Raw genomic sequence first — 23,716 nt, 5'->3', positions numbered from 1 at the left:
CGGGTCCCCGTCGGGTCACGCGTCGGCCAAGGTCGGCAAACGGCCGGACCCGTATCAGGCCCCGCATCCGGCGCTGTCGGCGGTGCACCGGCCAGGGGCGGCCTCGAAACGCTCGGCCCGGCGCTGCCACAATGGCGGCACCGACATACCGTGCGAGCGGGAACGCCGCGCCACCGTGAACGCCGAGGAACCGTCCATGCCCTCCATCTCACGCCACACCGAGGTCGCGGAACTGCTGGCCGCGACCGATCGGGTCACCGTGCTCACCGGCGCGGGGGTCTCCACCGACTCCGGGATCCCGGACTTCCGAGGGCCGCAGGGCGTGTGGACGAAGAACCCCGGTGCGGCCGCGATGTTCGACATCGGCACCTACCTGGCCGATGCCGATGTCCGCCGCGAGGTCTGGCAGATGCGCCGCGCCCACCCCGCCTGGACCGCCCGTCCCAACGCGGCCCACCACGCCCTGACCGAACTGGACCGCGCAGGGCGGCTCCGGGCGCTCATCACCCAGAACATCGACGGCCTCCACCAGGCGGCGGGTACCGACCCCCGCCGCGTCATCGAGGTGCACGGGACCGTGCACTGGATCATCTGCATGACCTGCGGCCTGCGCACCCCAACGCCGGAGGTCCTGGCCCGCCTGGAGGAGGAGTCCGACCCGCACTGCCGGGAGTGCGGCGGCATCCAGAAGGCCGACACCATCTCCTTCGGCCAGCGCCTCAGGTCCGAGGTCCTGGAGGCCGCCGTCCAGGCCACCGAGGACTGCGACGCTTTCGTCGCGGTCGGTACATCGCTGACGGTGCACCCGGTCGCGGGCCTGTGCGACCTCGCCCTGGACCACGGCGCCCACCTGATCATCATCAACGCCGAGCCGACCCCGTACGACGACGCCGCGGCCGCCGTCCTCCGCGACCCGATCGGGGAAGTCCTGCCCGAGCTGGTGAGGGGGTCGGTAGCGCAGGGGCGCTGACACGGGTGGGGATCCGTCATCCACCGCCGCTCCGGGGTGGCCGGTGGCTCCGGTGGCCGGAGGATTTCTGCGCCCTACTCCCCGTGCCGACCTTCGTCGGCACGCCGCCGGGTCCGGAGTTCGCCGACGAGAAGCGGTAGTGCCATTCCGGACTCTGCTCCGGTGGGCTGTTCGTCGTGGCGAGGTCGAGGATCCTCCGGAAGAGTCGATCAGCGTTGTCGGTCAGCTCCAGGGCGCCCAGGACCGGTCGAATGGCGTCCGGCGACAGCCGCTGACCCTGGACCACGTGGCGGACCCTGCCGAGATACGACCGGATCTCCGACGACAGACCGGCCATATACGAAGGATCGGACCCCATGGCCCGGCCGAATCGGAGGTCTTCGGCCGCCTGGCGGAGTACGAAGAGTTCCAGGCGGCCGAGCCATTCGGTGTCGAGCAACCGCGAATACCGCCGCAGGCGTTCCTCGCGGGCGTCGCCCAGGGGTGCGAGGCGCAGTTCCAGGACATCGTGCAACTCACTCCACACCGCGTCGTCGTCCGACAGGCCGGCGGTCGCATACCACGTCAGCATGTCGGAGGACACATGGGTGAGATAGGGGGCGAGCATGAGGAAGGTCCGCGCGGCCGTGCCGTTCGCTCGAACGGAGATCGAACTCAGGAGCCTCGACGTGATCCCCTCGAACGGGAGGTCGATCCCGTAGGGATCGGTGACGGCAGGGGAGTGCCGAAACGGGTTCGCCTTCATTTCGAACCCGATGCACTCACCGAGGTTGATGTCGTCACCGCGTTCGAGCTCGATGACGGTCGTGCCCTCCCCCGACCAGGTGTAGTGGTGGCGAACGCGCAGGACGTCCACCAGCCCGTGCCACTCGTTGTCGACGATGCCCCGCCACTGGTTGGCCAGCACACGCCATTGCTTCCAAGGGGCGGGGGAGTCCGGGAAGAGCTCGGAAGCGTCGATCTTCGTGCCACCGAGAACGAGGAGCAGGACCAGGTTGGCCGTGTAGGTCGCCTGTCGGGTGACGATGGGGATTCGGGCCGGTGCGTAGTCGCCGAATGACCGATTGGGTTGGGGGAACGGTGCTTCGTGGAAGAGTTCGAGGAGGAGCGACCGGTACTCCTCTCGCTCCTCGGGATGCTGCGCGAACCGCCGCTCGAACATGTCGAGTAGGAACTCCACGGTGGCCTGACGCCCGGACAATGCGGCGAACGAGGTGATGGCGTACAACAGGCCGTCATCCAGCGGAGTGGCGAACCGGCGGCGCCGGGAGTTCGCCCGGTCGACGACGAGATCGTGAAGCGTGGCCGATACATGCCGCGCGACAAGGAATTCACCGAACGTGGAGTGCAAAAATTCGTACACGCTCTCCGTGCGGGCGTCCCGCTGGGCCTGGGACTCATGAACGAAGAAGAACCGCCCGAAGACCTGGCGGGCGTTGCCGGTCGATCCGCTCAGACCGGTCGGGTGCGTTTCCATGTTCGTTTCCGGGATCAGCACGGAGAGGTCGGAATCGAGCCGATCGGCGGTCACGGTCTGTCGGCGCCGGGTGAACATGGCCAGGGCGACGATTTCCAGTCGGCGCAGTTCGAGGTCGACGGCGTGTTCCCTGCCCGCGTCGTCGAGGTGCGGTTGGTGCTTGCGGACTTCCCGGCGGGCGAAGGAGGTGAGGAGTTCTTCGTAGAGTTCTCCCTTGGAGCCGGCCTCGGTCTTCGTCTGCGCGACGTGTTCCCCACTGCTTCCGGAGGACGACGCAGCGGTGCCGTCCGGGATGAAATCGTGCGGATGGCGGCGAGACGGCAGTGCCGACCGCGCCGGTTTCCCGCCGTCCGAGGACGCTCGCGCCTCCTCGGAGCCCGCGTGTTGCAGCGCGTTCTCGTCGGCGTCGTAGATCAGCAGCATCATCAGCAAGAGCGGCTGCTCGGCGAGGTCGCGGTGGTTCAGCACGGTGTCGACCGTCAGTGGCCGCAGCCCCCGTGACGCCAGGGCTCCCTGATTGGCGCGGTTCCAGACGTCGATCATCCGGCCGATCTGGTCATCGTCGAACGGCTCCAACCGGACGATGAGCGACCCGTCGGGGATCCGGGCCCGGTCGGCCACCGCCGTCCGCGTCGTCAGGATGACGGCGGTCGGCCGGTCGAGTTCCGCCTCGCGCTCCTGGAAGAGGCGCACCTGCTCCAGATAGTCGGACTGACTGGCCCCGGTGGCCTGCAGCAGCTCGTCGAAGCCGTCCAGGATGACCACCGGCAGCGCGCCGGAGGCCGAGCGGACGAGGTCCGGCCAGGACACGCGCTCCCCGATGGTGGCGTAAATGCCCTGCTCGATCTGGTCCTGCAGCGGCGCGTCGGCCGTCACCGAACGCAGCTCCACGAGGATCGGCAGGAAGTCGGCGGCCGGCAGCCGCGCGGCCAGGACCTGGGTGAGCTTGGACTTTCCAGAACCCGGCTGGCCCAGGACGACGATCGGGTGGGAGATCGCGGACGGCCCGGTCAGCACACCCGCGATGACCCCCTGCAGGTCGTGGAGGACGGGGTGGACCTTGACCCACTCTTCGGTGGACGGCCGGCTCTGCGCCGCGGCCCGGCCCACGCGCCCGCGCGGGTTGATATAGGCCTTGCCGAGGGTGGGCAGGGTGAAGTCGGCCGGGGCGTCGTCGGAGGCCAGAACCGGACGCTCCAAGGCCCTGACGTAGCGTCGGGACAGCGCGTCGCGCTGCTCGCCGGGGGTGGTCCCGGTCGTCATGCCGGCGAGCGTGTCGCGCAGGTCGGCCAGCCCCGTGCTCAGCCGTGACCGGGTGGCCTGGTGCTCCTGCATCATGCTCCACACCCTGAACTCGGGCACGTCCACGGCGAGCCGCCGATAGCCCTCGGTGTAGCGGCGCAACGCGCGCTCCGGGACGTGTTCCCGCAGGGTCTTGATGACACGGTGCTGGTCGGTCTCTGACAGTGGCTCCCAGCAGGCGAGACCGGAGAGGAAATGGATCAGCGCCGATCCGAGGCGCAGCTGGTAGAAGTCCTCCAGGAGGACCTGGTTGATCTCGAACTCGTAGTGGGGTTCGGGGACGGGCGCGCGCTGGGCGTCCAGCAGGTCCTCCGACGCTCCGGCCAGCGTCGCCTGCTCGGCCGCGGTGAGCTCCAGGTCGGCCAAGCTCAGCGGAGAACCCTCCACCGCCAGGCATTCGTCGACCGCCTCGAAATAGGCGACCACCGCCAGGACGGTGTGCGCGGCCATGATCCGCTGGGTGCGGTCCAGCCGCCCGACTCCGCTCACGCGCTCGCGAACCGACGTCAGGAGTTTTCGGCCGTGCTTGACGACCGTGCCTTCCGCGCCGAAGAGGTCGGGCACGCCCACGGCGCCCAGTGCACCGCCCGCCGCCTTCTCGGCGAAGTCCAGAACAGCGGAGTCGTCCTTGCCCAGGATCTTCAGAGCGTCGGCGTAGCTGAGCCTTTTCGCCATCGAGGATGGGCCTCTCACATGGTGTGTACGGGGCGCGCGCCCCATTGAAGTACGGGGTGCGCTGGAGCCTCAAATCCGCTTTCTGTACAACCACTATGAGAGGATGCTCCGACAATCGAAGCATCGCACCGGAGGGCCGCAGTGCCGTCGCCCATCCGCAATGTCACCATCGACTGTGCCGACCCCTATGAGCTGGCGAGATTCTGGAGTCAGGTGATCGGTGAGCCGCTGCATCCGGAATGTGGGCCCGGGGCCGAGGAGGCGTATATCGACACCCCGGCCGGGCAGCCGGGCCTGCTGTTTTTGCGCGTGCCAGAAGGCAAGACGGTGAAGAACCGAATCCATCTCGACCTCGGCCCCGAGGGGAACACGCGCGATGGCGAGATGGACCGGCTCCTGGGGCTGGGCGCCACGTTCCTGTCCGACTACCGAACCGCCGACGGCAAGGGCTTCGTGGTCCTGGCCGACCCCGAGGGCAACGAGTTCTGCATCGAACGCAGCGACGCGGAACTCGCCGCCGCGGGCGACACCGGAGACTGAGCGAACCACGAGGCCGAGCGGTGGGGGATGGGGTTCCCCGACCTGTCGCCACCGCCACGTGGGATCTGTACCTACTGGTATGTACGATCATAGCCATGGACACGAGGGAGCGACTCATCAGCAGCACCCGCGAGCTGCTGTGGGAACGGGGCTACACGGGAACGAGCCCGAAGGCGATCCAGGAGCGCGCCGACGTCGGCCAGGGGAGCATGTACCACCATTTCCGCGGCAAGTCCGACCTGGCACTCGCCGCGATCAGCCGCAGCGCCCGGGAGATGCGGGACAGTGCCGACGCAGTGTTCACGGACACCGGCACTGTCGTCGATCGCATCACCGCTTACCTGCGGCGGGACCGGGACGCACTCAAGGGCTGCCCTGTCGGCCGCCTCACGCAGGACCCTGACGTGATGGCCGACCCGGAGCTGCGTCGCCCCGTCGAGGAGACCTTCGCCTGGCTCACCGACCGCCTGGCCGGGCTGCTCGCGGATGGGCGCACGAACGGCGAGCTCGATCCCCGGCTGGACCCCGAGGCCACGGCCACCGCTCTGGTCGCCGTGCTCCAGGGCGGTTACGTGCTGGCCCGCGCCGCCGGCTCGGCCGACGTCCATGCCCGGGCCGTCCACGGAGCCCTCGGCCTGCTCACCGGCGACGCCCGACGGTCTCCGTCCGGACAGGAGAACCGCTGACATGCCATTCGTCCGTATCGATGAGATAGGGGCCGACCGGGGCAGACTCGACGCGCTCGGCCGCGCCGTGCACGACGCCCTGACGGAGACGATCGGCATCCCGCACAACGACCGCTTCCAGGTCCTGGTGGGACACGACGGGGTGGGCGGCATGCTGCGCTACGACGACTAGCTGGGGGTGCACCGCGACGATGGCATCGTGTACGTCGCCGTGACGATGCGCTCGGGGCGTACGCCGGAGCAGAAGCAGGCGCTGTACCGGCGGATCACCGAGCTGGCCTACGACTACGCGGGAACCGAGCCGAGGAACGTGTTCGTCACCGTGACCGAGAACGAGTCGATCGACTGGTCGCTCGGTGAAGGGGTCGCGCAGTATGCGGTCGGCTCGGGATCCGACACCGCCCAGATATAGCGCTTGCCGCCACACGGAGGCCACAGGGCCCCGGCAGCGCACGGAACGAGACCAAGCGATGTCCAAGCGGTCGGTTCGAACCCCGGCCGGAAGCGCACTCCCGTGGCGCTGGTCGACACCCGGCCTCCCGGAGGTTCCGATGAGGCCGGATCCCCTCCCACGCCCCCGTAGACCGGAGCCGGTCATCGGTCGGTCCACCGGCTTCGGCACCCCTGAGCCGGCCCGAGTGCGAGGGCACCGCGCATACGCGGAGGGCAACGTATCCACAGCCGCGAAATCTCCCATGACATGGGGGTTGCGGGGCTCCTAGCGTTGGATCATGAGCGATGGGGTCGTGTCCGCCGGTGGGGCCTCCCTTCCGCCCTGCGGGGGTGGCCTGGGTGAGGCTGCGGCGTCTCTGCGCCGGGCCGCGCAGCTAGTGCGGGCAGTAGCCGAGGACGACATCCAGCCCGGGGCCGAGCATGCCCTGGGCGAGGACCTCATCGGTGTGCTGCGGGCGCTGGACGAGGTGAAGCTGGCATGCGCGGATGTTGCCGCGTTGTTCCAGGCGTGCGGTGGTTTGGTGGGGTCGGGGCAGTCGTCACTGTCGCACTGGCTGCAGCACACCGCCGACCGGTCCCCCTCGGAGGCCGCCCAGCTGGCCTCGCTGGCACACCGTCCGGTGCACCTGGAGGAATCCGAACGCGCCTATGCCTCAGGGGAGATCCCCCTGGCCCGTTTCGAGCGGATCTGCCACTGGGTCAACGAGGGACTGGCCTGCCGCTCCCAGGCGGAGTGGCCCGATACCCAGGCCTTCGCGCTCAAAGCACAGGAGTCGCTGCTGGAGCTGGCGGTGGATCCTTCGGCCACGGTGGCCGCTGTGAACCGGACCGGGCGTCGGCTGCGCTACATGAGCAACCCGGCCCTACATGAGAAGGAGTACCAGGACCGCTACGCCGGGCGGGGCGCGGTGCTGAGCCGGGGGGTTAACGGGTCCTTCCACCTGGAGGCCTGGGGCGACGAGGCGAGCGGGGACGCGCTGCGTGGCGCATTGGACGCCTTCCTGGCCCCGCCGGGTGAGCGGGAGGAGCGCACCGCGGCCCAGCGGATGCATGATGCCCTGGTGGACGTGTGCTCCACTGTGGTGGCCCTGCCCGCAGAGGCCGCACCCCTGCGCCGGGCCGGTGCTGCCCCGGTGAGTGTGGTGGTGGGGCTGGACACCCTCCAGGGTAAGGAGGGGGCGGCTCCGGCGGTCAGCGAGTACGGCACCCTGTGGCCGGCCTCCGCCGCCCGCGCGCACACCAACGACTGCCAGCTCACCCGGGTGGTGAGCGATCCATTGGACGGCAGGCCGCTGGATGTGGGGCGGTCGCGGCGGCTGTTCTCCCCCGAGGTGCGCACCGCGCTGATGGCCCAGCGCCAGACGTGTGCGTGGGAGGGCGGGTGCGACCGCCCCATCGCCTGGTGCCAGGTCGACCACAGGCTGGCCTGGTGGGACGGAGGGGCTTCGGACCTGGACAACGCGCAGCCGTTGTGCCGGTACCACAACCTGGAGAAGGAGCACCGCCGGGCGCGAGAGCGCGGATGGGAGCAGCGGCCCCGCCCCAGGCGAGGGGGTAAGAGGCCTGACCCGTTCCCGAACCCGAAGTCCCGGCCGCTATCAGGCTCGGCGCCACCAGGCATCCCCCGGCACCAGCGCCCAGAGCACGGCCAGCAGCTGACAGCCGAGGACACCGGGACCGACGGCGACCCACTATCCCCATGAACAGCCGACCTCTGTGCCCTGGGCGCGGACCCTGCTGGGATCCCTTTCCCGACGGGGATAACGGCATGCCCTCAACCACCCCGAGGGAGAGAGCCTAGGGAAGAGTCCAGTCGACCGGGTCGGCGCCCTGCTCCTGGAGGAGGGCGTTGGCGCGGCTGAACGGGCGGGAGCCGAAGAAGCCGTACTTCGCCGACATCGGGCTCGGGTGGGGGGACTCGACGCACGGGACGCCCGGCATCAGGGGGCGGAGGTTGCGGGCGTCGCGGCCCCACAGGATGGCCACCATCGGCTTGCCGCGCTCCGCGAGTGCCCGGATCGCCTGCTCGGTGACCTCTTCCCAGCCCTTGCCGCGGTGCGAGGCGGGCTTGCCCGGCATCACCGTCAGAGCTCGGTTGAGCAGCAGCACGCCCTGCCCGGTCCAGGGGGTGAGGTCACCGTTGGACGGCATGGGCAGCCCCAGGTCCTCGGTGTACTCCTTGTAGATGTTGCGCAGGCTGCCCGGCAGTTTCACCTCCGGAGCGACGGCGAAGCTCAGGCCGATGGCGTGCCCGGGGGTGGGGTAGGGGTCCTGGCCCACCAGCAGTACCCGCACGTCGTCGAAGGGCTGCTGGAACGCCCGCAGCACGTTCTCCCCCGAGGGCAGGTACGTGCGCCCCTCGGCGACCTCCCTGCGGAGGAACTCGCCCATCTCGGTGATCCGGTCGGCTACCGGCTCCAGCGCCTTGGCCCAACCGGCGTCCATGATCTCGTTCAAAGGTCGTCCCGACATGGTTCAGAACCCTAGCGGTGGACGGCGACAACTCGGGCGCCTTCGGCGTGCGGATCCAGCGCGGATCGGATCACCCGGTCCGCTGTGGATCAGAGCGAACCGGACACGCTCATCGTAATGACGGCGGCGATGTTCGACGTCTTCGGTGCGAGTGCGAGTGCGAGTGCGAGTGTGGGTGTAGGTGTAGGTTTCCGCCTGTGCGGCGAGATCAACGATCCTCGGCCTGCTTCCGATGCTCGATGAGCTCGCCGGGTTGGCAGTCGAGCGCCTCGCAGATCCGGGCCAGGGTGGAGAAGCGGATCGCCTTGGCTCGGCCGTTCTTCAGCACGGACAGGTTGACGACGGTCACGTCCACCCGCCGGGCGAGTTCGGCCAGGGTCATCCCCCGGTCCGCCAGAATGTCGTCGAGCCGGATGACGATGTTCTGAGCTGACGATTCACCGCTCTCAGCGCTCCCAGCGGCAGCCATCAGACCGTTCCCTCCACTTCCTCGCGCAGGTGCACGCCGTGCCGGACGATCTCGGAGACGGCCAGCATGCCGAATCCGAAAACGATCGTGGGCGCCGGGAAGTTGAACGACCACGCGATGCCGTCGTGGCCGCTCGGCAGGACGGTCGTGAACAGCAGCGCGTCCGTGACGGTAACGATGAGGGCATGGACCAGGCCGCCGATGACAGCGAGCTGGCCCAGTCGGCGCAGCCGGTCGGCGACTCCGATGGTGAACGGTCCCTCAACCATGGCCGAGCGGAGCGCCTGGCGGAGGATGGTCGCCCCGGCGAGCACGAACAGCAGCGCTGACACGGTGGGGAGCATGGACAGCGCGACCTGTCCGGAGGTGGCGCCGGTCAGGGTGAGGCCGACGTCGCCGTCGAAGGCGACACCGGGCGCGAGCGCGCCGGGATCGGCGCGCAGGCCGTCGATCTGGCTCGCGGGAACATGGGCCTCGACACCCAGGGCATAGGGGATCAGGCCGGTGACGGTGGCTCCGCCCAGCAGTACGAGCATCGCGAGCAGCAATCCGCAGCCCAGGGTGGCGAGCCTGGCGACGGCCTCCAGCGGGCCGAGCCAAGTCTTCGGGTGTTGTTCGGATGGCGTGGTCATCAGCGTTCCTCGGCATATCGTTTATCGATGTTATCGAGAAACGATAGTATCGAAAAACGATATGTCAAGGCGGGTTGCACGGGATGGGGGAAGGCAGGGCCGATCGGCGGCAGCGGCCGGTCCGAGGTCACCGCCCGGCATGCTGGACTCCACCTGGGTGAGGGTGAGGGTGAGGGTGAGGGTGAGGGTGAGGGTGAGGGTGAGGGTGAGGGTGAGGTGCCGGAGCCCGCTTCCGTCGCGGCGGCGGTTCATGGGGCAACGACGGGCCGGTTCGTACTGCTGGGCGGTTCGCCCAGGGCCGATTGCGTCGCCGTCTTTCCCGAACGCGGAACGCGGGCCCTGGAGGAGGCCGATCGTCTGCGGCGGCTTCTCGACGGGAAGCCGCCGCGCCGACTCTCCCCGGGGCCGGCGCCGTTGACGCAGGGCAGTACAGCTACTCCTGGACGTCCTCCTCATCGGGGCCGACGTCGATGCGGTGGACCCCCGGGGTCTCCCACAGGTCCGCGGCCAGCTCGTTGACGTCGCCCTTGCCCTGGACCCGCATCACTAAGTCGATGACGGCCGGGCCGGGGCGCCCGTCTTCGGCGCGCTGGCTGCGCACGGCCTGGATGACGAAACCGCTCCGGGTGGCCTGGGTGACGATCGACCGCAGTACCCCGCGCCCGCCCTCGTAGCCGACGTGGATCAGCGAGGTGGCCGGCTGGGCCTGCGCCCCCCACCGCAGGATCCACGGGTAGCAGAAGGCGACCACGAAGTAGGCGGTGGTCACCGCGATCGCGACGACCCAGAGTCCGGCTCCGGCCGCGGTGCCGACGGCCGCCGACAGCCACACCGCCGCCGCCGTGGTCAGCCCGCGCACGATGTCCCGGCGGACGAAGACCAGGCCGGCGCCGATGAAGCCGACGCCCGAGACGATCTGGGCGGCGACACGCGACGGGTCGAGCACCACGTCCGGCCTGGTCAGCACGTCGCCGAAGCCGTACTTGCCCACGACGATGAACAGTGCGGCGCCGAGCCCGACCAGCGTGTGCGTGCGCAGCCCGGCGCTCTTCTGCCGGAACTGGCGCTCCAGGCCGATCAGGGAGCACAGGACGAGCGCGAGGAGCAGCGCCGCAAGCTGCTCCCACCCTTGGACGGACAGGTCCTGCATGACGCCGTCCTATCCGTTGGGGATGCGCCCCTCCTACGCGCAACGCCGGGCGTGACCTGAGGTTGGGGGTGGGGTGAGAGGGAGGAGGTGAAAGGGCGGGGTCGCCTCGAAGGGCCGGCGGCCGTGCGGGGATGGGAGGGGCGGGCGGCCCGCCGTGGAGTGCCGTGTAGTTCCATGCAGTGCCGTGCGGTGCCGTGCGGTGCACTGCCGTGTCGTGACCCGGTCAGTTGCCGCCGCGGCGGTGGCCGTCGTGGCGGGAGAGGTTGAGCGCGGTCGTCACCAGGGGCACGTGGCTGAACGCCTGCGGGAAGTTGCCCACCTGGCGTCCCTGCTTCGGATCGAACTCCTCGGCGAGCAGGCCGACGTCGTTGCGCAGCGACAGCAGTCGGTCGAAGAGGTCGCGCGCCTCCTTCTCCCGTCCGATGGACAGCAGCGCGTTGGCCATCCAGAAGCTGCACGCGAGGAACGCGCCCTCGTCGCCGGGCAGCTTGTCGGCGGCGTCCTCGCGGTCGGTGTGGTACCGCATCACGAAGCCGTCGATCATCAGGTCGTCGCGGATGGCCTCGATGGTGCCGATGATGCGGGGGTCGTCGTAGGGCAGGAACCCCATCTCCGGCAGGAGCAGCAGCGCGGCGTCGAGCTCCTTGCTGCCGTAGTACTGGGTGAAGGTGTTGCGCCGGGAGTCGTAGCCGTATTCGCACACCTCGGCGTGGATGGTCTCGCGCAGCGCCTTCCACCGCTCGATCGGGCCCTCCTTGCCGAACTCCTCGATCGCGCGGACGGCGCGGTCGGCGGCGACCCAGGCCATCACCTTGGAGTGCACGAAGTGCTGGCGGGGGCCGCGGACTTCCCACAGGCCCTCGTCCGGTTCGTCCCAGCACCATTCGAGGTAGTTCACCAGGGACCGCTGCAGGCCCCACACGTGCTCACCCGCGTGCAGCCCGGAGGTGCGGGCGAGGTGCAGGACGTCCATGACCTCGCCGTAGACGTCGAGTTGGTACTGGCCCACGGCCGCATTGCCGATGCGCACCGGGCGTGAGTTCTCGTAGCCGGGCAGCCAGTCGGCCTCCCATTCGGCGAGCCGCCGCTCGCCGCGCACCCCGTACATGATCTGCATGTGCTGCGGCTCCCCGGCGACCGCGCGCACGAGCCACTCGCGCCACGCGTTCGCCTCGTCGCTGTAGCCGCTGCGGATCAGCGCCTCCAAGGTGATGGTGGCGTCGCGCAGCCAGCAGTAGCGGTAGTCCCAGTTGCGGACCCCGCCGATCTCCTCGGGAAGGGAGGTGGTGGGCGCGGCGACGATGCCGCCGGTCGGGCGGTAGGTCAGGGCCTTGAGCGTGATGAGCGAGCGGACCACGCTGTCGCGGTAGTCGCCCTCGTAGGAGCACTGCTCCACCCAGCTCCGCCAGAAGCGCTCGGTGCGGGAGAGCGCTTTCTCGGCGTCGAGGTGGTCGGACTCCTCGGTCTGCGAGGGGTGCCAGGTCATGACGAAGGGGACCCGCTGTCCCTCGCTGACGGTGAAGGACGCGTCGTGGGAGAAGTTGTGGCCCTCCATCGGGACCGGCGAGCTGAGCCAGACGGAGTCGGGGCCGGCGACCGCGACGAGTTCGGTGCCGTTGCGGCGGATCCAGGGGACGACGTTGCCGTAGTCGAAGCGGAGGCGCAGCGCGGTGCTCATCCGCACCGTGCCGCGCAGGCCGACGACGATGCGGACGATGTGCGGGGCGCCGCCGCGCGGCGGCATGAAGTCGATGACCCGGACGCTGCCCTCCGGGGTGTCCCAGTCGCTCTCCAGAATGAGCGTCTCGTGCCGGTAGCGGCGGCGCGTCGCGTGGGTCCCCCCGCTGGCGGGGCGGATCCACCAGTTGCCGTTCTGCTCGTCGCCGAGGATGGCCGCGAAGCACGCGGGCGAATCGAAGTGGGGGAGGCACAGCCAGTCGATGGAGCCGTCGCGCCCGACCAGCGCGGCGGTCTCCATGTCGCCGATCAGCGCGTAGTCTTCAATCCAGCCTGACACGCGGCTTCACCCCCTGAGTATCCAAGATCACGTTCTCGCGGACGTACCGTATCCAACCGCGGTCAGCCCCGTGGTCATCCCCTGAACAGGCGCAGGAACCGAGTTACTCATGCCCGGAACGTTATTTCGGGGGCGGCTGATGTCGACGCTGCCGCGCCCGAGCCGAGGTCACGGTTTTCGGCGGGCTTTGACGTCACGCTACCCGCTGTTGGGCCTGGACCGGAGGGGTCGCGATGAAATGTGGGGGAGTAGGGGGTTTGTCCCCCCAGTGATCCCCGAAGAAGTTACGCGGACGTGACCAAGAGGGGCTGAGGTGGGCGGGACCGCTGCGTGCGGTCGCGATCAGGAAACGGTCCTCCCGCGGCCCCTGCGGGTGACTTCACTGATGTCGATGTCCATGTCATAGGGGACGGTGACCTTGAGCCGGTCCCGGTGGATTGCAGTCAAGGCGTAGGCCTTAGTGGCTGGGTCCAATTCGTAGACGTAGACCACAGGGTTGCCCCCGTCGTTCTCGATCCGCCAGAAGTGGGGGATCCCTGCCTCCGCGTAGAGCTGAGGCTTCCTCTCTCGGTCGCGCTCCTCCGAGTCAGGGGACACGATCTCGATGGCGAGCTCCACCGCATCCGCCGTGTAGTTGGACTGATCCAGATCGTTCTCGTAGTCGGCTTTGAGGACGAGGAGATCCGGCTCAGGGCGCTGGCGCTTCCCCAGAGTCACGGTGACCTCGGCGGCGACCAGCAGGTGATCAGGTACGGCCTGGTCCAGCCTCGCAAACAAGAGGTGCTTGGTCACCATATGGAAGACCTTCTGGGGGCTCACGAAGACGAGACTCCCGTCGATGAGCTCTGTGTGGGGGGGGAGATCCGGAATCCGGTCGAGGTCTTCGGCGGTGTAGCCGTCCGGAGGAGGGACAGGCCAGGTGACCCCCTTCGGCTTGGACGACGCGGACTCCGCTGATCGCTTGACAACAGGAGTCGTGGTCATGTCACTGCCTCCGCATGCCGGATCCTTGTCGTCGCCCACGGTAGCCATGCGCGCCACTCCGTTTCGGTCGTTTCTTGGATTCTCCCATTAAGATCCCTCCCCTGCGGGGACCGTTAACCGGTGATTGGCCTGCCCACAACGGGCCGATCGGTGAAGGCGGTCCGAGAGGCCAACCGGTCACTCGGCTGATCACCCTGCGTCACCGGGGGCGACATCCGCAGGACCGACGGTCGCTGTGGTGACGGTGGGACGGAAGTGGCGAAGGAACGCGGACAAGTGCTGGCGTACTGCCTATATCGGTGTAGCGGGATCATCGCCCGAGGTAAGAATGGCCTGAGTGGCTGCGACCAGAGCAGAGCCAATCGGGGGAAAGTGGTGCCATGCCGGTCGGCGAACGAAGGATCAACGGACATCTGCTCGCCCGACTGATCGGGCGGAGCGCCTACGAGCGCCCCTACTACGTGGCCGTGGGGAGATCGATCAGCGGGCTCATCCTGGACGGCCGGATCCCCACGCACACGCGGCTGCCGGCCGAGCGGGACCTCGCGTCCGCGCTCAAGCTGAGCCGCACCACCGTCACCGCCGCCTACGGGTGGCTGCGCGAGAACGGGTTCCTGGACAGCCGCCAGGGCTCGGGCAGCTGGACGGTGCTGCCCGACGTCGGAGCCGGCGCAGGGCGGGGGGCCTCGTTCGTCCCCGACGCCGAACACATCGACCTGGGCGTCGCCGCCCCCTCGGCCATCGAGGGCCTGCGCGACGCCGCCCGGCTCGCCGTCGGCCAGCTCGACGCGCACGTCGGAGGCCTCGGCTACAGCCCGCACGGCCTGCCCGAGCTGCGGCACGCCATCGCCCGCCGCTACGTCGAGCGCGGCCTCCCCACGACACCGGAGCAGATCTTCGTCACCAACGGCGCCCAGCACGGCCTGGCGCTCCTCATGGATCTGCTGCTGGAGCCGGGCGACGGGCTGCTGGCGGAGTCGCCCACCTACCCGCACGCGCTCGACATCGCGCGTCGGCACGGGGCGCGGGTACGCACCATCGGTGTGACGCCCGGTGGCTGGGACATGGAGTATGTCATCGACGCCTTCCGCACCACCAAGCCGCGGCTGGCCTTCCTGATACCCGACTTCCACAACCCCACCGGCGCCCTCATGGACGACGACGAGCGGGCCGCCGTGGTCGCCGAAGCGCGCCGCGCCGGAACGTCGCTGATCATCGACGAGAGCGTCGCCGAGCTCGCCATCGACTCCGGCGACCAGCCGGCCCCGGTGGCCGCGCACGACACCGACGGGCGCGTCTTCACCCTCGGTTCGGCCGCCAAGCTGCTGTGGGGCGGGCTGCGCATCGGCTGGATCCGCACCACCCCGCCGATGGTCTCCCGCCTCATGGCGGTGCGCCAGCGCGGCGACCTGTCCAGCCCCGTCCTCGACCAGCTGATCGTCACCCACCTGCTCTCCGACGTCATGCGCATCCGCGCCGAGCGCAGCAGCGGGCTGCGCCGCAACCGCGACGCCCTGGTCGTCGCGCTGCGCGACCGGCTGCCCGACTGGCGGTTCACGCCGCCCAGCGGCGGCCTGGTGCTGTGGGCCGAACTGCCGATGCCGGTGGCGTCGGTGCTGCGCGAGAACGCGGTCCGCCACGGCGTGCACTCGGCGCCCGGGCCGCTGTTCGGTGCCGAGGGCACCCTGGAGCGCTACATGCGCTTCTCCTACACCCAGCCGCCGGACGTCCTGGCCGACGCCGTCGAGCGCCTCGCCGACGCCTACTCCGACACGGTGGCGCGCCCGGCACCGATGAACCGGGACCTGTTCGTCTGACCGGAGGCGCGTGATCCGCACCCGTGTGACCGGAACCGGCCACGCCCGTGTCGGCCCTCGCGGGCGCGGGCGCGGCCAAGGGAGACGTGAGGGGAGGGAGAGGACCAAACACGGGCGGGCCGCGGGGTGCGTCGGTGCTCAGGACCGCGGCCCGTACACGGCTTGCCGCGCTCGGCGCGGGCGTGGTGCGATAGGCGGCCCGGGGGGTGACGTGGGCCACACTGCGCGAGTGGGAGGCAGCGAGTATATGGAGCAGACCGAGGTGCTGCGGCTCCGCCGCGGCGTCGAAGCCGAGATCGAGGGCCGGACCCTGGTGGACCTGCTCCACCGCACCGCGGCCGAGCACGGCGACCTCCCGGCCCTCTCCGACCGCGTCGGTGACGGCTGGGAGACCCGGACCTGGGCGGAGTACCGACGGGCCGCCCTCGAACTCGCCGCCGCCTACCTCGGCGTCGGCGTCGAGCCCGGCGACGTCGTCGCCCTGATGATGCCCAACCGCTCCGAGCACCTGATCGCCGACATGGGCGCCGTGCACGCCGGAGCGGTCCCCTTCAGCGTCTACTCCACTTTCGCGGCCGAGCAGGTCGAGTTCGTCGCCGCGGACTGCGCCGCCAGGGTCGCCGTCCTCGACGGCGCCGACGAGCTCGCGCGGTGGCGGCCGGGGCTGGGGCGGCTGCCCCACCTGCGTACGGTGGTGCTCCTCGACGCCGCCGCGGTGCCCGATCACCGCGATGAGGGCGACCCGGAGTTCGTGTCCTGGGCGGACTTCACCGCGGCCGGGCGGCGCGCTTTCGCCGCCGACCCCGCCCCCGTCGAGGCCCGACTGGCCGCGCTGACTCCGCAGAGCAACGCGACCCTGCTCTACACCTCCGGGACCACCGGCAACCCCAAGGGCGTCTTCGAGACCCACCGTCAGGTGCTCTTCCAGGTCACCGTCACCCGGCGGTCCGGCGGCCTGCCGCAGGCCGGGGCGACGCTGTCCTACCTGCCCATGGCGCACATCGCCGAGCGGGTGCTCAGTGCCTATCTGCCGATGACCGTGGCGGGGCACATCCACTTCTGCCCGGACGCCGCGCGACTGGGCGAGTTCCTCGGCCTGGTCCGGCCGCACGGGCTGTTCGGGGTCCCGAGGGTCTGGGAGAAGCTGCAGGCCAAGTTGTCGGCCGCGCTCGCCGCGGCGCCGGACGAGCAGCGGACGGCCATCGAGTCGGCCGCGGAGGTGGCCCGAGCCTACCTGGAGGAGGGCCAGTTCGGCCGTACCCGCTCCCCGGAGCTGGAGAAGCGCTTCGCCCGCGCCGACGGGGAGGTGCTGCAGCCCCTACGCGCGCTGATCGGACTGGACCGCGCCGACGCCTGCATCGCCGGTGCGGCGCCCCTGCCCGAGGACACGCTGCGCTTCTTCGCCGGGCTCGGCCTGCTCATCCGCGACGTCTACGGGATGACGGAGAACTGCGGGGCCGTCACCGCCAACCGCGCCGACGCCTATCGGTTCGGAAGCGTGGGCCGGCCCCAGGACGGGATCGAGGTGCGCGTGGGCGAGGACGGGGAGCTGCTGGTGCGCGGGCCCGTCAACATCAGCGGCTACCTGGCCCGGCCCGAGGAGAGCGCCGCCCTCATCGATGCCGAGGGCTGGCTGCACACCGGCGACATCGGGAGCATCGACGTGGACGGTTTCGTCTACGTCGTGGACCGCAAGAAGGAGCTCATCATCACCTCAGGCGGCGAGAACATCGCTCCGGCCGCGATCGAGAACCGCCTGAAGGAGCACCCGCTGATCGGGCAGGCGCTGGCCTATGGGGACCGGCGCCCCTACCCGGTGGCCTTGCTGACCCTGGACCCGGAGGCCGCCGCCGTGTGGGCGGCGGCCAACGGTGCGGACCCCGCCGATCCGGCCGCGCTCGCCGAGCACCCGCAGGTGCTCGCGGAGGTCGGCCGGGCGGTGGAGGAGGCCAACCGCCGGTTGGCCCGGGTCCAGCAGGTGAAGAAGTGGCGGCTGCTCCCGGGGGAGTGGACCGTGGAGAGCGCCGAGCTGACCCCGTCGCTCAAGCTGAAGCGCCGGGTGATCCAGGCCAGGTACGCCGACGACATCGGCCGCATGTACGCCGGGTGAGTCCCGGCCCGGATGGGGCCGGGCGGAGGTGAGGGGCCGCCCGGCATGCCCGTCAGGTGCGCCGGGCGAATCGGCGGCCGAAGCGGGCGACCTCGTCGAGGGTCTCCTCCCGGTCGGTCTCGTTGAACACCTCGTGCCGCGCCCCGGAGATGATCCGCGTCGTCACGTCGTCTCCGGCCAGCGCGTCGATCCCGCCGCGCGTTCCCGCCATCGGCACGATGCCGTCGTCGGAGCCGTGCAGCCACAGCAGCGGTATCGCGCCGATGCTCCCGTCCGCGGTGATGCGCTTCAGTTCGGTGTCGATGGCCTGCAGCGTCGTCCGTTTGAACGGGCCGTGCCAGACGAGGTCGTCGCCGACGTAGTCGGCGCCCACCTGCGGGTCGCGCGAGAGCGCGTCCGGGTCGATGGGCGTACTCGGGATCTCCTCCTGCGCCAGCAGCTCCTCGGCGACGTGCCAGCGGCCCAGGACCGGCCCGGAGAGCGCGAGCGCGGCGACCTCTCCGGGGTGCGCCTGTGCGTAGCGTGCGGCGATCATGCCGCCCAGGGAGTGGCCGACGAGTACCAGCGGCAGCGAATGGTAGGCCGTGCGGGCCTGGGTGATGACGCGGTGCACATCCTCCACCACCCCGGCGAAGTCGTCGATGAGCACGCGTTCCCCCGAGGAGCGGCCGTGCCCCCGGTGGTCCAGGCCGTAGACGGCCGCGCCGTGCCCGCACAGGTGGCGGGCCACGTGCTCATAGCGGCCGATGTGCTCGCCGTAGCCGTGGACGAGCACCGCCAGCCAGTCCGGCTCGCCCTCGGCCGCGACCCAGGCGCGCGCGGACAGGTGCCCCGATCCGTTCGGCCCGCCCGGTAGCCGCCACTCCCTGGTACTGATCACCGTGCCCCCTCGTTCCCGTTCCGGATCCGGCCGCCCACCCTGCGGCGCCGCATCGGCACGGCGACGACGGCAAGTCGGCGGGGACAGGCTAGCGGGGCTGCGACCGCAGCCGGGCGCGACGCGGCGGCGCGGTGACGGCTGTCACATCGCCCGAAAACCGCTGACCGGCGATGACGCACCTTCGTACGGCCAGACGAGTGGATTTCAACCAAAAGGGGGTAATTGTCGGTATTAGTGATGTCTTGCTGATGTTCAGGGTCGTTCATCCTGCGGCGTGGCGGACGAACCCGGTTTCCGCCGTCTCCTAGGGTGGAGATCACGTGGCGGGCAACCTGCCCGGCAGAACCTGCCGCGGCCCTTATGTCGTACCGGACCGCAGCTGGACTGCCACCGGGAATGGGAGGTGACGCCCATGCTGGCCGATTCCTACGGGAGAGTGGCGACCGACCTGCGGGTCTCACTCACCGACCGATGCAACCTGCGCTGCACCTACTGCATGCCCCCTGAGGGCCTGGAGTGGCTGCCCAAGCCCGAACTGCTCACCGACGACGAGCTCAACCGCCTGATCCGGGTCGGCGTCACCGTCCTGGGCATCGAGGAGGTCCGGTTCACCGGCGGCGAGCCCCTCCTCCGGCGAGGGCTGCCCGGAATCGTCGCCGCGGCCACCGCGCTCGACCCCCGGCCCCGCACCGCACTCACCACCAACGGCATCGGCCTGGAGCGCATGGCGCCCGCGCTGGCCGAAGCCGGGCTCGACCGGGTCAACGTCTCGCTGGACACGCTGCGCCCCGATGTCTTCGAGCGGCTCGCCCGCCGTCGCCGGCTCGACGACGTGCTGCGCGGCTTGGCCGGAGCGGCCGAAGCGGGGCTCACTCCGGTCAAGGTCAACGCGGTGCTCATGCGCGACGTCAACGACGACGAGGCACCCGAACTCCTGCGCTACTGCATCGAGCACGGCTACCAGCTCCGCTTCATCGAGCAGATGCCGCTGGACGCCCAGCACGGCTGGCGCCGCGACACCATGATTACCGCCGACGAGATCCTGGAGCGCCTCGGCAGCGCCTTCGGACTGGAGGCCGCCGACACCGAGACCCGCGGCAGCGCCCCCGCGGAGCTCTTCCATGTCGACGGTGGACCGGCGACCGTGGGCGTGATCGGCTCGGTCACCCGGCCCTTCTGCGGCGCCTGCGACCGGGTGCGCCTCACCGCCGACGGCCAGATCCGCAACTGCCTCTTCGCCCGCGAGGAGTCCGATCTGCGCTCCCTGCTGCGCGGCGGCGCCACCGACGAGGAGATCGCCGACCGCTGGGCCGCGGCCGTGGCGACCAAGCTCCCCGGGCACGGAATCAACGACCCCAGCTTCCTCCAGCCGGCCCGTCCGATGTCGGCGATCGGAGGCTGAACACGCCGCCGCAGACCGGGCATAACGGGAGAAAACAGGTTGCTGTTCCGTCGCGCTTCTGGCTTCATGCAGGGGCGCGGGAGTTGGGCCGCCGCGCGACCGTCGACCCCGTTGTGAAAGGGAGGTGGCCCCATGCCGTACACCGAAGCTCCGGGTGCGCGTGTTCCGATCCGGATGTGGGCCGACCCACGGACGGTCGAGGACGCGGCCATGGACCAGCTCCGCAACGTCACGCGGCTGCCCTGGGTGCACGGGCTGGCCGTGATGCCCGACGTGCACTACGGGAAGGGCGCCACCGTCGGCTCGGTCATCGCCATGCGCGACGCGGTGTCCCCGGCCGCCGTCGGCGTCGACATCGGCTGCGGCATGACCGCCGTCCGGACGTCGCTGACCGCCGACGAGCTCCCCGACGACCTCCGCCGCCTCCGCTCGGAGCTGGAGAAGGCCGTCCCGGTCGGCTTCCAGATGCACAAGTCCCCGGTCGACCCGCGCCGCATCCACGGGCTCACGACCGGCGACTGGGCGACGTTCTGGGACCGCTTCGACCGGCTGGCCTCCGCGGTGCAGGACCGGCGCCGGCGCGCCGAGCACCAGCTGGGCACGCTGGGCGGCGGCAACCACTTCCTCGAAGTCTGCCTGGACGACGAGGCGGCGGTGTGGATCGTCCTGCACTCCGGCTCCCGCAACATCGGCAAGGAGCTGGCCGAGCACCACATCGAGCGGGCACGGAAGCTGCCGCACAACCAGGACCTGCCCGACCGCGACCTCGCGGTGTTCGTCTCCGGTACCCCGGAGATGGACGCCTACCGGCGCGACCTGTTCTGGGCACAGGACTATGCGCGCCGCAACCGCGACGTGATGATGGGCCTGGCCTGCGACGTCATGCGCAAGGCGTTCCCGCGGGTGCGCTTCGGGCAGTGGATCTCCTGCCACCACAACTACGTGGCCGAGGAGAGCTACGACGGCGTCGACGTCCTGGTCACCCGCAAGGGCGCGATCCGCGCCGGACAGGGGGACGTCGGGATCATCCCGGGGACGATGATTAATTAGGGGTACTGTACAGGATAGGATCATCCCATGTCAGTCCCTCGCCGTCGGTCCCTTGATCGTCTGATCACCATCGCCGAGCGATTCTCCCGCATCCCTCCTGAGCAGGTTCGCGCTGGTGCCTATGGGCGGGTGTCCTCAGACCCCACCCAGGGGGAGACCTCCGTCAACGGCCAGAGCGAAGTTCACATTCACATGGCGAACCGATATGGATGGGACCTGCCCAAGTCCCGCATATGGATCGACAACGACGCCTCCGCGTCCCGGTTCGGCGTCGCCAAGGGGGTTGAGCGCTCCGATTGGGAGGCAGCCCGCCAGGCGGTGCTGGAAGAACGCCTCGATGTCATCCTGCTCACCCGCACCGACCGAGGGACTCGTACCCGCGAACTCCGCGAGTTTGTAGACGAGTGCCGCGATCACAGGGTGATGCTGTGCATCGCGGGAACGCTGTACGACCCCGGCAATGTCGACCACCGCATGACCCTGGGCATCTCCAACCAGGTTGCCGAAGCCCAGGTCGAGCGCACACACCAGGACTCCCAACGCGGCAAGATCATCGCCGCAAACGCTGGCCGTCCTTCCGGTCGGCCGGAGTGGGGATTCCTTCGCGTCTACAACTCCAGTGGTGCCTTGGAAAAGGTCGTACCCCACCCAGAGCAGTTCCCTGTAGGCGTGGAGATCATCACCCGAATGGCGGCGATGGAGAAGTACACAGATATTTGTGCCGATCTCAATAGCCGTGGAACGCCAACGCCGTCTGGGAAGCCAGGGGCTAAATGGGGGCGGACTACACTTAAGCAGGTCGCCAGATCACCGCGTTGGATAGGAAAGCGGGTAATCGGAGTGACCGATGACCCAAACCGGCCCTATGATCAACCTGTTGATCAATTGGAGATGGTCGACGCGATCTGGCCATCTGTCATAAAGGAAGAGCTGTGGTATCAAGCAAACCGGCGATTGCAGATGAAGCGAATCGGTGGTCGAGAACGACGCGACACTGCTGAGAAGCTTCTTTCGGGAATTGGGAAATGCCACGTTTGCAAGGCCGTCCTCGTGGGGGGAGCGAAGAGGCGCTACCAATGCGACGGTTGGCCGGCTGGGGACCCACGCGGAGGCGGCCATACCTCCATCCTTCAGTCGGTGGGCGATGAGATCGTCGAGGCGGCAGTGATTGCGAGACTGGCGGATCGCCGGTTGCGTGACTACTTCGAGGAGACGGACGAGGAACGCGAGCAAAGAAGAGAGTCCGTCCTTGAACTTGCAAGAGTGCGGCGCGCGATGGAGGAACTGCCCGGCAAGGTGGAACGCGATGAGGTCTCGGTGATGCTTGCCGCCTCGATGGAGCGCAAGCTGAAGCAGCAGATAAAGAAATTAGAGGAGGCGGCGCGACCAAAGGGGATGCATCCCTTGGTCGACAAGATCGCAGTTCCTGATCAGCGTGCGGTTGAGAAGGCGTGGGCCAGCCTCGATATGTTTCAGCGGCGCGAGATCCTGGTGGCTATAGCTGACACTGTAGAGCTCAAGCCAGTCGGAAGGTCTGGGCGGCATTCGGCATCATATCCGGAGCGATCGTTTCACATCGTGTGGGTGACGTGACGAAAACGCAAGGGTGGCGGAACAAGGGCCCGGAACTCGTACCGGCCCTTCCCTCTGAGCGGAAGAAAAGGCGAAGCACATGATCGATGTGCGCCTACTATCCCTCAGGCTATTACTTGCCCGGCTGTGTGATGCCTCAGTCGCACCCGGCTCCACGAAACCGCCACCGCCAACGGCCACACGATCAGGGCTGGCACACCGTAGACCGCGGTAAGCCCTGCGGCGGTGGTGAACCCCGTGAGGGCGTGCACGGAGATTTTCCACCGCGCCCACACGTTCACGATGCTCACCACGCCGAGTGCACGGGCTCAGCACCCGATGAGCACGACCATCTCCCCGGCGGCCTGGAGACTCCACTCCGAAAGTTCCTCCGGAGGTTCGCGCCGGACACTCCGCGGGGAGGCCCAGGCCGCGCACGACGGGCCCGGTACCGGTCTGTACCGGGCCACTGTAGCTACCGGAGGAACGCGAATGCGGCCATCGCCATGGCCCCGATGAGCGCCCCACCAGCCACTTGTGCCGGGGTGTGGTGGCGCAGGTGGATACGGGACCAAGCGACGACGGCCGCGAGCGGCCACGCGATGGCGGCAGTTGCGGCACCGTAGAGCAGGCTGAAGATACCGGCGCCGACCACGGCCACGACCGTGTGCACGGAGACTTTCCATCTGCCGCGGTCAGTGATGGCCCACAGAACCGCGAGGGTTGCGCCCATGGTGCCGCCGAGGACCGCCATGTCTCGTGGGCCGCCAGCGGCCAGGGTCACGAGGGTGCCTGTGGCTACTGAGGTGAGGCACACGGCGAAGGGCCAGCGGCGGTGAGCCCGTGCGTGCACGTGGCGGTCGTTCCACCATCCGCGTTGGATGCCGTAGTAGACGTAGCCCATCGGGATCGCCACTCCGAAGAGGAAAACCACGGATGCCCACAGGGCGGCTTGGGCCGGGGTGGGGGTGGAGCGCAGCGTTGTCGCGGCGATGATGAGGCACACCACGATCGCGGGTGACAGGGATTCGGTGGCGGCCTGCGCTGCGAGGTCCACG

The 23,716-nt window shown here is 69.4% G+C and carries 19 protein-coding genes and 1 pseudogene; 11 read left to right on the top strand and 9 right to left on the bottom strand.

Annotation, left to right across the window (positions count from 1 at the left end):
* Positions 1-196: 196 nt before the first annotated feature.
* Positions 197-970: an SIR2 family NAD-dependent protein deacylase gene (locus tag HNR23_RS11670; RefSeq protein WP_184075604.1), complete on the top strand. Its 774-nt coding sequence runs from the start codon at positions 197-199 to the stop codon at positions 968-970.
* Between the two features lie 16 nt (positions 971-986).
* Here HNR23_RS11670 and HNR23_RS11665 read toward each other — a convergent pair whose 3' ends face one another.
* The gene (locus HNR23_RS11665) at positions 987-4,424 is read right to left on the bottom strand and encodes an NACHT domain-containing protein (protein WP_184075603.1); all 3,438 of its coding nucleotides are present in this window, start codon (positions 4,422-4,424) and stop codon (positions 987-989) included.
* A gap of 141 nt (positions 4,425-4,565) precedes the next feature.
* On the opposite strand from HNR23_RS11665, the gene HNR23_RS11660 reads away from it, so the two are divergent.
* The 5 genes from HNR23_RS11660 (at position 4,566) to HNR23_RS11645 (ending at position 7,806) form a co-directional block, all read left to right on the top strand.
* The gene (locus HNR23_RS11660; protein WP_184075602.1) at positions 4,566-4,964 is read left to right on the top strand and encodes a VOC family protein; all 399 of its coding nucleotides are present in this window, start codon (positions 4,566-4,568) and stop codon (positions 4,962-4,964) included.
* 95 nt (positions 4,965-5,059) lie between these two features.
* Entirely contained in the window at positions 5,060-5,650 is a 591-nt protein-coding gene (locus HNR23_RS11655; protein WP_184075601.1) for a TetR/AcrR family transcriptional regulator, read from the top strand.
* Between the two features lies 1 nt (position 5,651).
* On the top strand, positions 5,652-5,822 hold the full coding sequence (locus HNR23_RS26755) for a tautomerase family protein (RefSeq protein ID WP_246421717.1): 171 nt from the start codon (positions 5,652-5,654) through the stop codon (positions 5,820-5,822).
* Between the two features lie 6 nt (positions 5,823-5,828).
* A complete protein-coding gene (locus HNR23_RS26750) occupies positions 5,829-6,062 on the top strand; it encodes a tautomerase family protein (RefSeq protein ID WP_343070522.1) in 234 nt (77 codons plus the stop codon).
* A gap of 418 nt (positions 6,063-6,480) precedes the next feature.
* Positions 6,481-7,806: an HNH endonuclease gene (locus HNR23_RS11645; RefSeq protein ID WP_394353767.1), complete on the top strand. Its 1,326-nt coding sequence runs from the start codon at positions 6,481-6,483 to the stop codon at positions 7,804-7,806.
* A gap of 94 nt (positions 7,807-7,900) precedes the next feature.
* Here HNR23_RS11645 and HNR23_RS11640 read toward each other — a convergent pair whose 3' ends face one another.
* The 6 genes from HNR23_RS11640 to HNR23_RS11615 form a co-directional block, all read right to left on the bottom strand.
* On the bottom strand, positions 7,901-8,575 hold the full coding sequence (locus tag HNR23_RS11640; protein WP_184075599.1) for a uracil-DNA glycosylase: 675 nt from the start codon (positions 8,573-8,575) through the stop codon (positions 7,901-7,903).
* A gap of 208 nt (positions 8,576-8,783) precedes the next feature.
* The gene (locus HNR23_RS11635) at positions 8,784-9,044 is read right to left on the bottom strand and encodes a helix-turn-helix domain-containing protein (RefSeq protein ID WP_184075598.1); all 261 of its coding nucleotides are present in this window, start codon (positions 9,042-9,044) and stop codon (positions 8,784-8,786) included.
* On the bottom strand, positions 9,044-9,676 hold the full coding sequence (locus HNR23_RS11630; protein ID WP_184075597.1) for a DUF2975 domain-containing protein: 633 nt from the start codon (positions 9,674-9,676) through the stop codon (positions 9,044-9,046). The genes HNR23_RS11635 and HNR23_RS11630 overlap by 1 nt, the downstream gene beginning before the upstream one ends.
* 433 nt (positions 9,677-10,109) lie before the next feature.
* On the bottom strand, positions 10,110-10,826 hold the full coding sequence (locus tag HNR23_RS11625; RefSeq protein ID WP_184075596.1) for an MgtC/SapB family protein: 717 nt from the start codon (positions 10,824-10,826) through the stop codon (positions 10,110-10,112).
* Between the two features lie 223 nt (positions 10,827-11,049).
* A complete protein-coding gene (locus HNR23_RS11620; RefSeq protein ID WP_343070521.1) occupies positions 11,050-12,843 on the bottom strand; it encodes a glycoside hydrolase family 15 protein in 1,794 nt (597 codons plus the stop codon).
* A 342-nt stretch (positions 12,844-13,185) separates the two neighbouring features.
* Complete coding sequence (locus HNR23_RS11615) at positions 13,186-13,875, bottom strand: Uma2 family endonuclease (RefSeq protein WP_184075595.1); 690 nt, start codon at positions 13,873-13,875, stop codon at positions 13,186-13,188.
* 332 nt (positions 13,876-14,207) lie between these two features.
* Between HNR23_RS11615 and yczR the strand changes: the two genes are divergently transcribed.
* Positions 14,208-15,644 (top strand): MocR-like transcription factor YczR, encoded by a 1,437-nt coding sequence (gene yczR, locus HNR23_RS11610; protein WP_184075594.1) that lies wholly within the window; start codon positions 14,208-14,210, stop codon positions 15,642-15,644.
* 247 nt (positions 15,645-15,891) lie between these two features.
* A complete protein-coding gene (locus HNR23_RS11605) occupies positions 15,892-17,754 on the top strand; it encodes an AMP-dependent synthetase/ligase (RefSeq protein WP_184080204.1) in 1,863 nt (620 codons plus the stop codon).
* A gap of 52 nt (positions 17,755-17,806) precedes the next feature.
* On the opposite strand, the gene HNR23_RS11600 is transcribed toward HNR23_RS11605, so the two are convergent.
* Positions 17,807-18,634, bottom strand: a complete 828-nt coding sequence (locus HNR23_RS11600) for an alpha/beta fold hydrolase (protein WP_184075593.1) — start codon at positions 18,632-18,634, stop codon at positions 17,807-17,809.
* 412 nt (positions 18,635-19,046) lie between these two features.
* Here HNR23_RS11600 and moaA point away from each other — a divergent pair, with 412 nt between their 5' ends.
* The 3 genes and pseudogenes from moaA (at position 19,047) to HNR23_RS11585 (ending at position 22,679) form a co-directional block, all read left to right on the top strand.
* A complete protein-coding gene (gene moaA / locus HNR23_RS11595) occupies positions 19,047-20,036 on the top strand; it encodes a GTP 3',8-cyclase MoaA (protein ID WP_221308094.1) in 990 nt (329 codons plus the stop codon).
* A gap of 132 nt (positions 20,037-20,168) precedes the next feature.
* Positions 20,169-21,077: pseudogene (locus HNR23_RS11590) on the top strand (RtcB family protein); the annotation flags it as partial.
* 36 nt (positions 21,078-21,113) lie between these two features.
* Positions 21,114-22,679, top strand: a complete 1,566-nt coding sequence (locus HNR23_RS11585; protein WP_184075591.1) for a recombinase family protein — start codon at positions 21,114-21,116, stop codon at positions 22,677-22,679.
* Positions 22,680-23,133: 454 nt separating this feature from the next.
* Here the strand turns inward: HNR23_RS11585 and HNR23_RS11580 are convergent, their stop codons facing one another.
* Positions 23,134-23,715 (bottom strand): phosphatase PAP2 family protein, encoded by a 582-nt coding sequence (locus HNR23_RS11580; protein WP_184075590.1) that lies wholly within the window; start codon positions 23,713-23,715, stop codon positions 23,134-23,136.
* Position 23,716 lies beyond the last annotated feature (1 nt).

Origin of the sequence: Nocardiopsis mwathae, from assembly GCF_014201195.1 — a bacterium.
Taxonomy (GTDB): Bacteria; Actinomycetota; Actinomycetes; order Streptosporangiales; family Streptosporangiaceae; genus Nocardiopsis_C; species Nocardiopsis_C mwathae.
Note: the sequence above shows the minus strand (reverse complement) of the source record. Positions and strands in the feature narration are given on the sequence as shown.